Annotated in this window: 14 protein-coding genes; 9 read left to right on the top strand and 5 right to left on the bottom strand. The window is 62.4% G+C overall.

Annotated features, from left to right (window positions below; all coding sequences use genetic code 11):
• Window positions 1–15 precede the first annotated feature (15 nt).
• From FWJ47_RS10285 to FWJ47_RS10275, 3 genes are read left to right on the top strand one after another with little or no spacing between them, the layout of a single operon-like run.
• The gene (locus tag FWJ47_RS10285; protein WP_147107787.1) at window positions 16–1,497 is read left to right on the top strand and encodes an amidase; all 1,482 of its coding nucleotides are present in this window, start codon (window positions 16–18) and stop codon (window positions 1,495–1,497) included.
• Window positions 1,494–2,222, top strand: coding sequence for a 5-oxoprolinase subunit PxpA (locus FWJ47_RS10280; protein WP_211358996.1), 729 nt, complete (start codon window positions 1,494–1,496; stop codon window positions 2,220–2,222). Before FWJ47_RS10285 ends, FWJ47_RS10280 begins: the two co-directional genes overlap by 4 nt.
• A gap of 6 nt (window positions 2,223–2,228) precedes the next feature.
• A complete protein-coding gene (locus FWJ47_RS10275; protein WP_147107784.1) occupies window positions 2,229–3,599 on the top strand; it encodes a cytosine permease in 1,371 nt (456 codons plus the stop codon).
• Between the two features lie 109 nt (window positions 3,600–3,708).
• Here FWJ47_RS10275 and FWJ47_RS10270 read toward each other — a convergent pair whose 3' ends face one another.
• Complete coding sequence (locus tag FWJ47_RS10270; protein ID WP_147107781.1) at window positions 3,709–4,122, bottom strand: hypothetical protein; 414 nt, start codon at window positions 4,120–4,122, stop codon at window positions 3,709–3,711.
• A 400-nt stretch (window positions 4,123–4,522) separates the two neighbouring features.
• On the opposite strand from FWJ47_RS10270, the gene rhuM reads away from it, so the two are divergent.
• On the top strand, window positions 4,523–4,747 hold the full coding sequence (rhuM, locus tag FWJ47_RS12445; protein ID WP_147107777.1) for a RhuM family protein: 225 nt from the start codon (window positions 4,523–4,525) through the stop codon (window positions 4,745–4,747).
• A gap of 167 nt (window positions 4,748–4,914) precedes the next feature.
• Here the strand turns inward: rhuM and FWJ47_RS10260 are convergent, their stop codons facing one another.
• Window positions 4,915–5,697 (bottom strand): aminoglycoside adenylyltransferase domain-containing protein, encoded by a 783-nt coding sequence (locus FWJ47_RS10260; RefSeq protein WP_147107774.1) that lies wholly within the window; start codon window positions 5,695–5,697, stop codon window positions 4,915–4,917.
• Between the two features lie 125 nt (window positions 5,698–5,822).
• On the opposite strand from FWJ47_RS10260, the gene FWJ47_RS10255 reads away from it, so the two are divergent.
• Entirely contained in the window at window positions 5,823–7,052 is a 1,230-nt protein-coding gene (locus FWJ47_RS10255; protein WP_281289247.1) for an MFS transporter, read from the top strand.
• Window positions 7,053–7,101: 49 nt separating this feature from the next.
• On the opposite strand, the gene FWJ47_RS10250 is transcribed toward FWJ47_RS10255, so the two are convergent.
• Together FWJ47_RS10250 and FWJ47_RS10245 are read right to left on the bottom strand one after the other, a co-directional pair.
• The gene (locus FWJ47_RS10250; protein ID WP_246126266.1) at window positions 7,102–8,727 is read right to left on the bottom strand and encodes an ABC-F family ATP-binding cassette domain-containing protein; all 1,626 of its coding nucleotides are present in this window, start codon (window positions 8,725–8,727) and stop codon (window positions 7,102–7,104) included.
• Between the two features lie 251 nt (window positions 8,728–8,978).
• On the bottom strand, window positions 8,979–9,605 hold the full coding sequence (locus FWJ47_RS10245) for a flavin reductase family protein (RefSeq protein ID WP_147107768.1): 627 nt from the start codon (window positions 9,603–9,605) through the stop codon (window positions 8,979–8,981).
• A gap of 270 nt (window positions 9,606–9,875) precedes the next feature.
• On the opposite strand from FWJ47_RS10245, the gene FWJ47_RS10240 reads away from it, so the two are divergent.
• From FWJ47_RS10240 to FWJ47_RS10230, 3 genes are all read left to right on the top strand, one after another.
• Window positions 9,876–10,325 carry an NUDIX hydrolase gene (locus FWJ47_RS10240; RefSeq protein WP_170228557.1) on the top strand — a complete coding sequence of 150 codons (450 nt, stop codon included), beginning with the start codon at window positions 9,876–9,878 and terminating at the stop codon, window positions 10,323–10,325.
• 70 nt (window positions 10,326–10,395) lie between these two features.
• Window positions 10,396–10,956 carry a cysteine hydrolase family protein gene (locus tag FWJ47_RS10235; protein ID WP_147107763.1) on the top strand — a complete coding sequence of 187 codons (561 nt, stop codon included), beginning with the start codon at window positions 10,396–10,398 and terminating at the stop codon, window positions 10,954–10,956.
• Between the two features lie 45 nt (window positions 10,957–11,001).
• Window positions 11,002–11,637 (top strand): alpha/beta fold hydrolase, encoded by a 636-nt coding sequence (locus tag FWJ47_RS10230; protein ID WP_147107760.1) that lies wholly within the window; start codon window positions 11,002–11,004, stop codon window positions 11,635–11,637.
• 20 nt (window positions 11,638–11,657) lie between these two features.
• Here the strand turns inward: FWJ47_RS10230 and FWJ47_RS10225 are convergent, their stop codons facing one another.
• Window positions 11,658–12,569, bottom strand: a complete 912-nt coding sequence (locus FWJ47_RS10225; protein ID WP_147107757.1) for a LysR family transcriptional regulator — start codon at window positions 12,567–12,569, stop codon at window positions 11,658–11,660.
• 81 nt (window positions 12,570–12,650) lie between these two features.
• Here FWJ47_RS10225 and FWJ47_RS10220 point away from each other — a divergent pair, with 81 nt between their 5' ends.
• Window positions 12,651–13,577 (top strand): DMT family transporter, encoded by a 927-nt coding sequence (locus tag FWJ47_RS10220; protein WP_170228555.1) that lies wholly within the window; start codon window positions 12,651–12,653, stop codon window positions 13,575–13,577.
• Window positions 13,578–13,731 lie beyond the last annotated feature (154 nt).

The following is a 13,731-nucleotide window of genomic DNA, read 5'->3' as shown; positions in this document are numbered from 1 at the left end:
TCAGGAAGGCCCCCAATGTTCGAAGAGCTCACGATCACTCGCTACCACCAGATGCTGCGGGCCGGGGAAACCACGGCTGAGGCCCTGACTGAGTGGTATTTAGACCGTATCGCAGCCCTCTCCCAGTCCGGGCCGCAGCTCAACGCCGTCACCACAGTGGCCGAGGACGCCCTCGCGTCGGCCAGGAAGCTCGACGCCGACTACGCCGCCCAAGGCCACTTCACCGGAGAGCTCCATGGCGTCCCCGTTCTGGTGAAGGACCAGGCCGAGACCGCAGGTCTACGCACGACCTTCGGTTCCCGGCTCTTCGAGAACTATATCCCTGAGGCTGATGCGACCATCGTCACCCGGCTGCGCGAGGCTGGTGCGATCATCCTCGGCAAGACCACCATGTGCGACTTCGCCGCCGGTTGGTTCTCATCCTCTTCGATGACCGAGCACACCAAAACTCCCTACGACCTCAGCCGCGACTCCGGCGGTTCCAGCGCGGGCAGCGGCAGCGCTGTCGGAGCGAACCTCTGTTTAATAGCGGTTGGTGAGGACACCGGCGGATCAATCCGCATCCCTGCCTCCTTCAACAATGTGGTGGGCCTGCGCCCCACCACCGGACTGGTACCGCGCACCGGGTTCTCTCCCCTGGTTCATTTTCAAGACACTCCCGGCCCCATTGCCCGCACCGTAGAGGACGCCGCACGCCTGCTCGATGTCCTGGCCGGATTCGACCCTGCCGATGAATACACCTCTGTTAGCGCGGGCACCGAGACCGGCAGGTATGCCGAGTCGCTTGCCGAGGCGGAGCCCCTCGACGAGGCCCGACTGGGAGTCCTAGCCTCAGCATTCGGCCCCGAGGACCCAGACAGCAGCCCGGTCAACCAGGTCATCCGCACCGCCGTCGACACAATCAGAGGCGCTGGCGCGGCCATCACCCCCGGTATCGAGATCGAGAATCTGTACGGTTGGATTGAAGAAACCTCGGTCTACACCGAGATCTCCAAGCATGACCTCACTCGCTTCTTAGCAGCACGGGGCCACCGTGGGATCAATAGCTTCGAGGATGTCTATAACTCTGGAGTCTTCCACCGAGAGAACGACCTCTTCCACGACATCACCGGGGCAGCAGATGTCCCCGAGGAGAACTTTGCCTATCTCAACGGCCGAATGAAGCAGGACGCTCTGCGTCGACACGCGCTGACTTTAATGGGACGTCATAAGGTGGACTTCCTCATCTACCCCAGCGTTCAGGTCCCCTCCCCGACCCACGAGGAGCTCGACGCCGGCAAGTGGACCGCCCTGACCTTCCCCACCAATACGGTGATCGGATCTCAGACCAGTCTGCCGGCGATCAGCGTACCCGCAGGATTCACCGAAACGGGATTGCCCGTGGGCCTGGAGATTCTGGGGACACCACTGGGTGAAACAAAGCTGCTGCAGCTGGCCTCCCAGATCACTGCGCTGCTGCAAGCCCGCCGAACCCCGCAGCCGGAGACCGTTTCGTGAGCGGCCTGGAACTCAATGCCGACTTGGGCGAAAGCTTCGGCATCTACCGCCACGGTGATGACCAGGCTGTGATGGCGTATGTCGACAGCGTCAATGTCGCCTGTGGGTTCCACGGCGGGGACCCCAGCATTATGCGTCACTCAGTAGCTGCAGCGGCCCGGAGAGGGCTCCGCATTGGCGCTCACATCGGACTCAACGACCGGGAAGGTTTCGGCCGACGGCGCATTGACATCACTCCCGCCCAAGCTTACGACTCCGCGCTTTACCAGATTGGTGCGTTGCAAGCTTTCCTCATGGCCGCAGGTGAGAGCCTGAACCATGTGAAGCCCCACGGGGCGCTCTACATGATGGCCTGTGAGGACACCGAACTTGCCGAAGCGATCGTCGCTGCGTCCCGTCGCATCAACCCAGCTTTGCAGATCTATGGACTACCAGGTTCCCGGCTCTTGGAAGCAGCCGATGCCGCAGGAATGCCAACAGTTCCGGAGTACTTCGCCGACCGTCCCTACGCAGCCTCCGAGGTGCAGATGTTCGGCTGGACACCCGAGCAGCTGGGAACTCCTGAGGACGTGGCAGACCGTGTCCGTCATATGCGTCTTAACCCCAATTTCGCCTCCATCGCCACCGTCTGCGTACACAGCGACACCCCTGGCGCCCCCGCTATCGCCGCGGCCGTCCGCGCCGCCATCAGCCAACCCTCTGAATCCCTGACCTCGACCAAGTGAGGAACCATGTCAGATCACTCCCCATCCACCGCGACCTCCGCTGACGCGGAGGAGTTCAACACCAGACCCGTGCCTGCAGGCGCCCGGCTCGGCTTCGCCAAGCCCGCTTGGGTCTGGTCAGGCTTCGGCATCGCCTTCATCTGCGCCGTCATCGGCGGCACCATCCAGCAGGGCCTGGGCACTATCGACGGGATCATCGCGATCCTGCTTGGGAACTTTCTGCTTTTCCTCTATGCCGCAGCCCTGGGCTACGGTGCGGGCAAGTGGGGGCTGAACTTTCCCCTCTCTGTCAAAGCTACCTTCGGCTCCCGGGGCGGATGGCTTCCGATCCTCATCCTCGGGCTTCTGGTCACCGGCTGGTACAGCTTCCACGTTTGGCTGACCGCCGACATCCTCAGCCTAGCCTTCGGGATCGAGAGCACCGCCGTCGTGGGAATTATCGCCCTGCTAGTCGGCCTGGCCTACTCCCTGCCAGTGATCTTCGGGATCAAATCTATGGCGCTGATCCGGCAGATTGCCATTCCGGCCATGGTGATCTTCGTCATCTACTACGTGGCTACTCGTGTGATTCCCGCTGGCGGGGACATCCTCGTTGCCGAGGGCACTGGCGAGATCACTTTCCTCGCCGGTGTGGGCATGGCTTGGGCCACCTTCGCCGTCTCCGGGACGATGACTGGTGACATTGTCCGCTTCGTAAAGACTGGCAAGCAGGCTGTGGGAGTGACCGGGGTGGCCTTCCTGGCCTCCAACGCGCCGTTCATGGTGCTGGGCGCACTGATCGCCGCAGCTATTGATGACCCGGAAGTTGTCTATTTCTTGGATTCCACGGAGCTGACCACGGTGTTGCCGTTGGCAGCCATCGCCATCTTGTCGACCTGGTCCACAGCAGACGCCTGCCTCTACAACGCATCAATGGGATTCTCCAACGCACTCCTCGGCGTGACGTGGAGAGTCGCGGGAGCCATCGGCACCGTGATCGGACTGTTCCTAGCAGTCACTGGTGTGATTGGCGATGTGGGACTGGTCCTTGATGCCATCGGTCTGCTGGTTCCGCCGGTAGGCGCTGTGATCATTGCCGAGTACTTCATTATGCGCCGGGGCGTAGGCTACGGCATGAACCGCCGCAGCACGGTGAACACAGCGGCCATCGTCGGTGTTCTGGTGGGCCTGGCGGTTGGCATCATCGCCGATATTGCATTCCCGAACTGGATCTTCGGACTCCCCGCTATGGCTGCAAGCATCGTAGTTTACCTGCTGCTGGCAAAAACACTCGGACAGAAGGTCGGAGCGGAACCGCCCTCACTGCCCGCTGAGGCGGAGACTGTAGATAAGCATCCTGTCGTGCGGGCCGGTGAACAGATCTCTGCCGACCGGTAGTTGAACACTGCCCCGACTGCAACGGGGGCCGGCACCTGCTCTATACGGTACCGGCCCCTGTCTGCGTCTGAGCGACCAACGTCCCACAGGCCATCTGTGAGAATGGGCCTCAACCAGCAGCATGGCGATCATGCTTCACCATTCCGAAGTCCTCGATAGGACCGCCGAGACCCTCGATGCCGAAACATGCCAGATCACGACTTGCCGCTCGCGAGGCTAGGACTCCTTGCTGCTGCAGGTGAAGTGAAGCACCCAGGGATTGGTAGAGACTCTGATTACTGGATTCCAGCGGGTGCTGGATGTTCTTGAGAACACTGACCGACCGGGTGTCTGCTCCAGTAGGCCGCCTCGGTTTCAGCGGCGGAATGTGGCCGATCTCGCCGTGGAGCCTTCGGTGGTAGTACCAGCCGATGTGCTCGGCCACTGCGCTCTCCACATCGTTGATCCCACGCCATCCTGACTTCCGCATCACTGGGTTGCGGGCGGATTCGGCTTTGAACAGCGAATTGAACGCCTCATCCATCGCATTGTCGTAGCTGCCGCCTTGAGACTCCACCGAGGTAACGACCTCTTTCTCATCGAGGGGCTCGGTGTAGCGAACTGCTCGATATTGAACTCCGCGTCGCTGTAATGCACCAGTCCTTTGAGGTTCTGGCCTGCCTGACGGCGCACCCACAGCCTCATGTTCAGGGCATCCGCGGCCAGATCCATGCGCAGCGAGGTGATGCCTGCCAGCCCCCGATCATGCGGCTGAAGACATCGAGGACTTGCCGACTTGCCATGGGTAGAGGAGAAGCCAGCAATGCCTGAACGGTCGTCATCAACGCCCGACAGTGAGATCCTGCTCTACACCGCAGAAAATTGGGCAACCCGAGTCGATGTGCGGTTGAGGGGCGAGACTGTAGGGCTGACACAGGCTCAGCTTGTGCAGCTGTTGTCCAGCTCGAAGCAGAACATCAGCGACCTACATCCAGAACGTATACGGAGAGGGCGAGCTGAAGCCCGAGTCAAGTGTCCGGACATTTCGGACAGTCCGCACTGAGGGTGCAAGGCAGGTTGGTCGTGACCTGAACTACTACAGCCTCGACATGCTTATCTCGGTGGGTTACCGCTTGAAGTCCGCTACCGTCACGAAGTTCCGCATCTGAGCCATTGAACGGCTCAAGGAGCATCTGGTGCAGGGCGTGGCCATCAACACCCGCCGCTTGGAGCAGCGGGGTTCCATGGTGGAGATTTTGCAGCGTTCCAGAGATGGAGTGCTCGGTGGAGCGGGACCCGCTGCGGCCTAGGCCGGCCCTTCATCATTCCCAGCATTTCATCCTGTGGATGTGACCAGACTCAAGAGCCGTCCCGCAAGCCCTCTAGCCGCGGATGCTTCTTTGCGCCAGTCAACGGACGTGATACCTCGGTATTCGGCAACGGCCCGCAGTAAGAGGTCGGCATCTGCTGGCAGCAGCCGTGACGCAGTAACCCTGGCTGCATGGTCTTTGGAGACGATCGTCTCTGTGGAGACCGTCACCGCCATCCGCGCCAGGGTCATCAGAACGTTTCGCGTATCTTCGCCCAGTTCCTCCATCAGCAATGGGGCAGTATCTTGACACGCGCGGGCTAAGGATCCAGAAGGAGGCGGCGACAGGAAGTTCTGCAGCTCGGGCCCGGAGATTGTCTGGTTATTCTGTCGGGCGTCTTCGAGAAAGAGCGTGGCATCCGGATCTTCGTGTGGTCGAGGCACCCCTCCTGCCACAAGCTCTGCACGCAGCCATTCGCCGTATCGGTAGTCCACTGTCGGCGGGTACTGCCAGCGTTCAATGTCTTTGAGCACGAAAGTGGTGAACTCCACGGGGCGACGATGCGCTGCTTCGGGAAATGTCTGTTCATGCCCAGCCCACCCAGATACTTGGAGAAGAGTCCTTGTGAGTTGCTGGCGCTCGTTGATCGTCAGGGTCTCATGGGTTAGAGCAATGAGGTCCAGGTCGCTGTGCGGCCCTTGTTCTCCCCGGACAGCCGAACCGCAGATATACAGTCCCAGGAGACCTTCGGAAAGGACAGGCTCCAGCTTGTCCACGATCCACTGGGCCTCAGACTCTGCAGACACCATGCTATGACTCTACGTGTTGAGGCGACAGGCGAGGGCGACTGGGTCGAGGCCGAGGAGCCCCTTCCTCCCCATGCTAATCTCGTAATACGGGCTCACGCCGTTCGGCGTATGAGTCTCGTTTGGGAGTGAGGCTCCCGGGTGGGTGGGCATACTCATGGAGGTATGCCTTGTTCGGAGCCTACGCACACATTCTCCGCACCCCTCATGCTCGGTCGCGACTCGCCGCTGTCTTTCTCAGTTCCTTGCCGCTCGGCATGCTTTCTCTGGCTATCGTGCTGTGCGTCCAAGAGTGGACTGGCGAACTGCGAGCGGCAGGTCTGCTCAGTGGGCTGTTCGGACTCGGGAACGCTGTGGGATTGAGCCTCCAAGGTTCGCTCATCGACAGATTCGGCTCACGCAAGGTTGTCCTGGCTGCTGGCGGCACTTGTGCTTTCGCTCTGCTTGGTTTCGTCGGAGTGGGTGTTCATGATGGCCCGTTATGGATCATCGGGGCGGCGGTCACCACTGCTGGAATTTCGGTGCCTGCGATCACGACGGCAGTGCGCTCTTGGATCCCAGAGGTATGTGCGGAAGACACCGTTCGTGGAGCGTCCTATGCGCTGCTGTCTGTTCTGTTTCGGGGAGCAATGACCATCGGTCCGCTTGTGGTGTCGGGTGCGATGCTTCTGCATGGAGCAGAGATAGCAGTGGTCCTCGCCGCAGTGCTGATCATCGCCGCCACACTGATCTTCTCGTTCGCCGGTGGCAGGGAACTTCAGAACAAGGCTGCTCCGCTGGGCCAGGGGCCTGGTCCCGAGGCTGTGCGTTCCTCGGGCTTGCGGACTCTTCTGGTCTCGGCTGGGTGCATTGGGCTGGCCGTGGGAGTGACCAACGTCGCGGTTCCGGGCGTTATGACATCAGCAGGGGTGGCTGCTGTCGCTGGGGCGGCGTTCGGCGCGCTCGCCCTGGGAGAGATGCTGGCGGCCCTGGGGTTCGGCTCACGCAGGTGGCGTGGACAGAGACGGACTCAAATGCTGCTCGCGCAGTCAATGGTCGTGGTCGTCGCAGTGCTCATATTCGTCGTCGCAGCGCAGCCTTGGCTGCTGGTCTTCGCTATGTTTCTAGGCGGAGCAATGAGGGCACCCGTGTCGATCCTGCAGTCTTCCCTGCTGGACGATGTCGTCCCGAAAGCCCACCTCGCCCGGGGCTACTCCGCACTGGTAGCAGTGACACTGTTGTCCCACGCTGCTGGGAACGCCATGGCTGGGCTGCTCGCGGATCAAATCGACCCGCATAACGTGCTGCTCGTCCCAGCCGTGGCTCTTGCACTGGGAAGCATGTGGATCGCAGCCCGGTACCGCACGCTCCCGGCCTGACAGCAGGGTCGCGTGCCTCCCACTGAGGCAGGTCAGAGACTGATGAAGGTCAGTGCTCCGCCGTCAGAGACAACCAGCTGCCCTGCCAGGTGCGGCGCAGCCATCGGTCGTGGGAGGCGACGATGACAGCTCCGGGATACGTGGGAATCGCGGCTTCCATCTGTGTGGCCAGCATCAGGGAGTAGTGGTTCGTCGGCTCATCGAGCAGCAGCAGGTCCGGCGGGTCTGCCAGGAGCACGGCAAGCTCAAGCCGTCGCTGCTGCCCGGTGCTGAGCAGGTTCACCGGACGTTGGTGGTCTCTCAGGTGGAGGAGCCCGAAAGTCGACACGGGGACCTCCGTGGCACGTTGCTGCCCGACGAGATCTTCGTAGGTCTGCTGGACGGTTCTATCCGCTCCGCGCTCTTTCAGATCGGGCAGGTGCACTTCCTGGCGGAGCATCCCCACACGGACATCGCCATCCATCTGGAGCGCTCCCTCGTCCGGAGCAGCATCTCCGATGAGGACAGAGAGAAGGGTGGACTTTCCTGAGCCGTTGGTGCAGGTGACAAGGAGCTTTTCAGCAGTTCCGAGAGTGAAGGATATGGGAGCCAAACGATGCTCCACCATCAGTTCGCAAACCGAGAGCACCGAATCGTGGCCGCGATGCTGTGCACCCCCCTCTGGTCGGGCAGCGGTCAGCCCGCGGAACCTCAACTCCTGGGGAGGCTTACGGATCTGGTTCTTCTCAAGCTCTTCGAGCCGAGCCCGGGCGTCGTTCACACGGCGGCTCACAGTCTTAGCGTTGCGATCAGCGTAGAACTTCGCAGCGATGCGGGCCTCAGAGCGAGGTGTCCAATTCTCATGTCCAACTGCCTGGCTCCCCCTGACGGAGGCTTGGAGGCGCTTCAGCTCAGCCTGTTCATTCTGGTATTGGCGTTCCCAGCGTTCTCGGGCATCGAGACGAGCATTCAGGTACTCGGTGTAAGTGCCGGTGAAGCGGGTGATGCCGATTCCTGTCCCGGAACCGTCCTGCAGCAGCGGCGCAGAGACTTCATGCGGCACAGGGGAGGGATCGAGGTCGACCAGGGAGGTGACGGCTTCGTCCAGGAACGCCCTGTCGTGGCTGGCGATGAGCACGGGGCTGCTCCAAGACGCCAAAACGGCGCGCAGATAAGAAGCGGCGTCATCGTCCAAATGGTTTGTGGGCTCATCCAGCAGCATCAGGTCCGGTGCATTGAGCAGCACCCAAGCCAAGGAAAGCCGCGCACGCTGTCCTCCCGAGAGCTCACCAGTGGGCTGCTCCACAGGGACTTCGGCCAGTCCTACTCCTGCAAGCATCTGTGAGATTCGAGCATCGATTCCCCACGCATCCATCTGCTCTGCATGTTCGAGAGCTCGTGCATACTCGTCAGCAAGTTCCGGTTTGTCTGGAGCGTCAGCCAGGCGCCGTGCTGCGCTGTCCACTGATCTGGCAGCTTCGAGGATCGGTGCTGCAGCGTCCTCAATGGCGTCTGAGACGGTGGCTGCAGGAGAGAAGGGCGGCTCCTGATGCAGAAGACCGATGCGAGGATTCTGCACACCGGGGAAGCTGAGATGGACCTCCCCGCCGTCCTGGTCGAGCAGTCCTGCAAGGATGCGCAGCAGTGTGGACTTACCTGAGCCGTTCTCTCCGATGAGCCCGACTGGACCCTCCACCGGTGACAGTGAAGGAGATGTCAGTGAGCACACGACGGTCACCGAACGAGTGAGAAACCCCAGAGACCCGCACGTGAGATGCAGCGTGAGGAAAAGAGGATGCAGACATAACAGACCTTCGAAGTGACGCGGTGTCCCACCGGGCGCGCAGCGCCGCAGACGCGGGAAATGACGAAGATCACTTGAGGGTCATGGTTGTGAGTTTAGCAGGGTGGCTTTGCCCTTCCGCGGTAAGGAGTATGGCCCAAATTTCACGGCGGTAAAGGGCGGTCCATTGTGCTTTCGTTCTCTGCCGTGACCGTGAAGTAGGTAGAAGGGCCTCCGCCCCGAAGAATCGGGCTTGCCGCTTTCGTCTGATAAATACCTCCCTGGAGGAGGGCATTGTCGATATGGACCCCGACCACCTCTCCGAAGACAACACGTGTCTCAGTCTCCGCACCGGATGCGGTCAGCAGTGGGATGACCTGGGTGGTGCGGCATTCGAACACGGCGCGGGCTTCAGCCACGTGCGGCACGTTCACGATGCGCGACACCGCGGGTGTCACTCTGGCGAGGGAGAACTCATCAACCTCGGCCGGCACTGCCGCGGAACTGGTGTTCATCGCCTCGGCGAGTTCGGCGGTGACCAGGTTCCAGCAGAACTCGCCGCTGGTCTGAGCATTGGCAAGAGTGTCCTTGGGCCCGTTGCTGGCGAAGCCGATGATGGGCGGGGTGTAGTTGAAGGCGTTGAAGAAGCTGAATGGGGCCAGATTCAGCACTCCGTCAGTCCCCTGAGACGAGATCCAGCCGATGGGACGGGGCGCGATGATGGCGTTGAAGGGTGAATGAGGCAGGCCGTGCCCATCTTTGGGCTCATAGAAATGGTGTTCTGAATTCATGGACAGTTCCTCCGCGTACGTGTGGGGCGGCCTGTTCTCAGGCCACCCCACACTATGGCTATGTCTCTGTCTCGCGGCTGAAACCTGGGCGGCGTCTGCGCGATTCCATTGTTTCTAACTCCTCAAAGACAGTGATCTGAAGGTCTGCGGGCGCTTCGAGCCGCGCCGATCTGGACGGACCGCTCGTACCTCAGGTCAAGACCGTTACGAAGAGAGGGCAGGGCCGGTAGCGTGCCCAGGAGGCACTATCTAAGGAGTGGAGAAAGAACCGTGCTGCAAGAAGACCTGCGGAAACGAGCTGAGACAGACGGGACCCGAAAGTTTGTCGTGGGGGCGGTGATTCACGATGAGGGCCATGCACTGTTGGTAACTCGGAGCCTTGAAGACGATTTCCTGCCGGGACTGGAGGAGGTTCCATCCGGGGGAGTGGAAGGCTCCGAGACGCTGAACGAAGCACTGCACCGGGAGCTGGAGGAAGAAGTCGGGTTCGGTGCCGAGCACGTAGACCCAGATTTCATCGCAGCATTCGATTATCAGTCCCGTTCACGGCGCATGACCCGGCAGTTCACGGTCTCAGTGCCGCTTCGTGGACGAGAAGTGAGGCTCTCCGACGAACACACCTCCTCGCGGTGGATCACCCTTGATCATCTTGATGCCGCCAACGCCACGCCTGAGACCAAAGAAGTGCTCCGCCAGTGGTTCGAATGGCGGATGCGGTAAAGCTGGGTGAGAAGAGCTTCAGGCCAGGGTGGGCGAGCCGGTCTCTGGCCGGCGGGCGTACGCTACCCACATGGGAGAGACTGCAAGCGAAAGGGGCGCACTTGTCGTCATCGACGTTCAGCAAGGGTTCAAAGATGCTGACTTCTGGGGTCCACGGAACAACCCTGAGTGCGAGAGCAACATAGGGGCTCTGATCGAGACGTGGAGAACTGCCGGCCGGCCCATCGTGTTCGTTCGGCATGACTCGGAGAGCCCCGACTCACCGCTGCACCCCAGCAGTCCCGGCAACGCTTTCCAACCCGTCATCACGGGTGAGCCGGACCTTCTCGTCTCCAAGAGCGTGAACTCCAGCTTCCACGGGACCCCAGATCTTCACGCATGGCTCCAGCAGAACAACCTCCATGAGCTGGTGATCTGTGGGATCACCACCAACCACTGCTGTGAGACCACGGCCAGAGTGGGCGGCAATCTCGGGTACGACGTGCTCTTCGCCCTCGACGCCACTCACACCTTTGACCGGACCAGCCCCGAGGGGCAGAAGATCTCCGCTGGAGTGCTGAGCGAAGTCACAGCAACCAACCTCCATGGTGAGTTCGCAACCGTGGTCACTACAGCCGACCTGATCGTGTAGAGCGTGACGCGGCCTCCGCTGCCCTTGCTATAGGTTGGGAGCCCTATGACGCGGAGAGTCTTTCTGCTCCAGGGCTTGGCTCAGAACCCTGAGGATTGGTCCAAGGTGCTCCAGCATCTGCCCCCGGACATTGCCGCTGAGCCCGTTGACGCCCTCCAGCTCGGGTTCGGACCTGATCAGGAGCTCTCCCTCGAGCAGGCCGCCGCGGAGCTGGAGGAGCGGATCGACGGGGGCGACGACGTCGTCATCGTCGGACTCTCCTACGGGGCCGTGATCGCAGCCCGGCACGCCATCGACCACCCCCGCCCTCACCGCAAATACCTGCTCGCCGGCGGGCAGATCAAACCCCGGCGCTGGCCCGGACCGCTTCTGCTGCGCGCCCACCCCGCCGCACGGATCTTCATGCAGCTGCGCACCCGACGCCGGCTCGACCCCCACAAAGTCCGCAGCATCATGCGCATGTACGCCAGCCTCGACCTGCGCCCCAAGCTCCACCGCATCACCAGCCGTGTCACCTTCGCCGTCGGCACCATCGACAGGCCCCACCGGAAGCCAGCCCGCGACGTCGTGCAGCGGGTCCCGCACAGCGAGGTCGTCGAACTCACACTCACCGAGCACGAACCCAACAAGACCGGGCCCCACCAGCTCGCAGCCCACATCGAACGCCTCGCCCGCAGCTGACCCTCGCGGAGCTGACGGCGCTAGTGCGACTGCCCTGCCTGGGAACGGAGCAGCTCCTTCAGGCGCAATACAGGCGGCGTGTGGGCCAGGGCCTTCTTGGCGCGAACAGCAATGGTGCGGACAGGTGTAGGGTCGGCCAGCTCCACCACGGACACCAGATCAGGGTTCGCCCGGGCGGAGAGGTAGCTGAGCCGAGGCATCACCGTAATACCAGCCCCAGCCTCGACGAACGCCACCGCAGTGGCATGATCCTGCGTCTCCACCTGAAACGCGGGGATGAAACCGCTGGCGGCGCACGCGTCGATCAGAATCCGGCGGCACGCCCCGTCCGTGAGGTCGTTGTCCACCCACGTCTCCTCCTGAAGGTCGGGCAGAGAGACCTCCCTCCGACTCGCGAGCGGATGGGCTGCGGGGAGCACGGCTACGTACGGCTCCGTGAGGAGGTCCTCAGATTCGTATCCGTCGCCCTGGTGATGAGGCGACGAGCTGGCCCCGGCTTCGCGAATATAGACCTCCACGTCGCGGGCCTGCGTGCCATGCTGCAGCTCCCAGAGGTGAAGGTCGAGCCGGAGCTGCGGAAACTCACGGGCCAAAGTTGCAACGATTCCGGGCATCCAGGCTGCCCCCACCGAACTGATATGCATGACGGACAGTGACCCCGTCCGGCCGCCGCGCAGGTCCTGCGTGAGCTTTTCGAGGCGGCTGGCCTCCTGAAGCAGCCGCTCCGCCTCATCAGCAAAGGTCCGTCCGAGGGCCGTGGGCGCCAATCCCCGGCCATTGCGCTCCAAGAGGTCCAGCCCGACCTCCTTCTGGAGGGCCTGAAGCTGCTGGCTGACAGCTGAGGGCGTGTAGCCCAGCTGAGCTGCGGCTCCGTGAACAGAGCCGTCGGCGAGCACGGCACGGAACGTGCGAAGACGTGTGAGGTCGACCATCCACACAATATAAAGCATCACTGAATGAAGATGCAGAAACGTTCGCTTGTGCTGTACAAAGCCACTGGCGAAGATGTTCCCGTGACTCAGACTTCCTCTGCCGGCGCTTCTGCTGCGCCTCCCGCTCCGAGACTCGTGATTCCCCTGCTGGCGATCCTTGCCCCCGTGCTGATGTGGGCCTCCACCTTCGTGGTCACCCGGTGGGCCGCCCCCAGCATCGACCCGGGGCCGTTCGCGCTGATCAGGCTCATCGCCGCCTCACTGACCCTCACCGTGCTGGCGCTGACCATGCACCGAGGGCGTCCGCCGAAGCCGAGCCGGACCGCCCTCGGCTTCGCCGCCGCCTTCGGAGCCCTCTGGTTCGGGCTCTACACGGTCCTGTTCAACTGGGCCGGCCACTACCTCGACGCCGGCACCGTGGCCCTCGTCGTCAACTTTGCGCCCCTCCTTGTCGGGATCGGGGCCGTGGTGTTCTTCAAAGAAGCGTTCAGCCGCCCGCTCTTCATCGGGATGCTGGTCTCCCTCTCAGGAATCGCCCTGATCGGAGCTGCCGGAGGGGTCGGCCAATTGGCAGCGGCGGGACTGCTCCTCGCCTTCGGGGCTGCCGTCTTCTACGCCGCCGGAATGCTGCTTCAGAAGCTCGTGCTGCGTGAGCTCGACCCGCTCACCACCACATGGCTCGGATGTCTCGCGGGAACCATCGCCCTGCTGCCGTTCCTCCCGGCCACCATCAGCGGATTCGACGAGATCTCCACGCCCACGCTGTGGGCGGCGATCTACATGGGCATCGGTCCCAGCGCGTTGGGCTTCTGGTTCTGGGGCTACGCGATGACCCGCTTCCCCACCGGCAAGGTCGCCTCCGCATCGCTGGCAGTCCCGGCAGTAGTGATCGTGCTCTCGCTTCTGACGCTGGGGGAGGTGCCTCCGCCGCTTGCCCTGATCGGCGGTGCCATCTGCCTCTCCGGCGTCGCGGCGGCGCAATTGCGGCACAGGAGGGCCAAAGGCTGAGTGCCCTCGACCGTGAGCAGCTCACGCCGTCAGCTGCGTCACGGACCTGGCGTCATCGGCAGCACCGGCGTGGCGTGCCGCAGCTTCGCCCATGGGTGATCAGGATTCCCTCCAGTCCCTGCTCAGCGGGCGCAGATGTGCCCCCAGTAATCTG

This window comes from Nesterenkonia populi (assembly GCF_007994735.1).
GTDB classification, from domain to species: Bacteria; Actinomycetota; Actinomycetes; order Actinomycetales; family Micrococcaceae; genus Nesterenkonia; species Nesterenkonia populi.
This window is presented reverse-complemented; position numbering and strand designations above follow the sequence as displayed.

Excerpts from the sequence above, each read along its gene's own strand:
- FWJ47_RS10285 (WP_147107787.1), top strand. The coding sequence starts at position 16 with ATGTTCGAAGAGCTCACGATCACTCGCTACCACCAGATGCTGCGGGCC.
- FWJ47_RS10275 (WP_147107784.1), top strand. The coding sequence starts at position 2,229 with ATGTCAGATCACTCCCCATCCACCGCGACCTCCGCTGACGCGGAGGAG.
- FWJ47_RS10270 (WP_147107781.1), bottom strand. The coding sequence starts at position 4,122 with ATGGATGAGGCGTTCAATTCGCTGTTCAAAGCCGAATCCGCCCGCAAC.
- FWJ47_RS10260 (WP_147107774.1), bottom strand. The coding sequence starts at position 5,697 with ATGGTGTCTGCAGAGTCTGAGGCCCAGTGGATCGTGGACAAGCTGGAG.
- FWJ47_RS10245 (WP_147107768.1), bottom strand. The coding sequence starts at position 9,605 with ATGAATTCAGAACACCATTTCTATGAGCCCAAAGATGGGCACGGCCTG.
- FWJ47_RS10235 (WP_147107763.1), top strand. The coding sequence starts at position 10,396 with ATGGGAGAGACTGCAAGCGAAAGGGGCGCACTTGTCGTCATCGACGTT.
- FWJ47_RS10230 (WP_147107760.1), top strand. The coding sequence starts at position 11,002 with ATGACGCGGAGAGTCTTTCTGCTCCAGGGCTTGGCTCAGAACCCTGAG.
- FWJ47_RS10225 (WP_147107757.1), bottom strand. The coding sequence starts at position 12,569 with ATGGTCGACCTCACACGTCTTCGCACGTTCCGTGCCGTGCTCGCCGAC.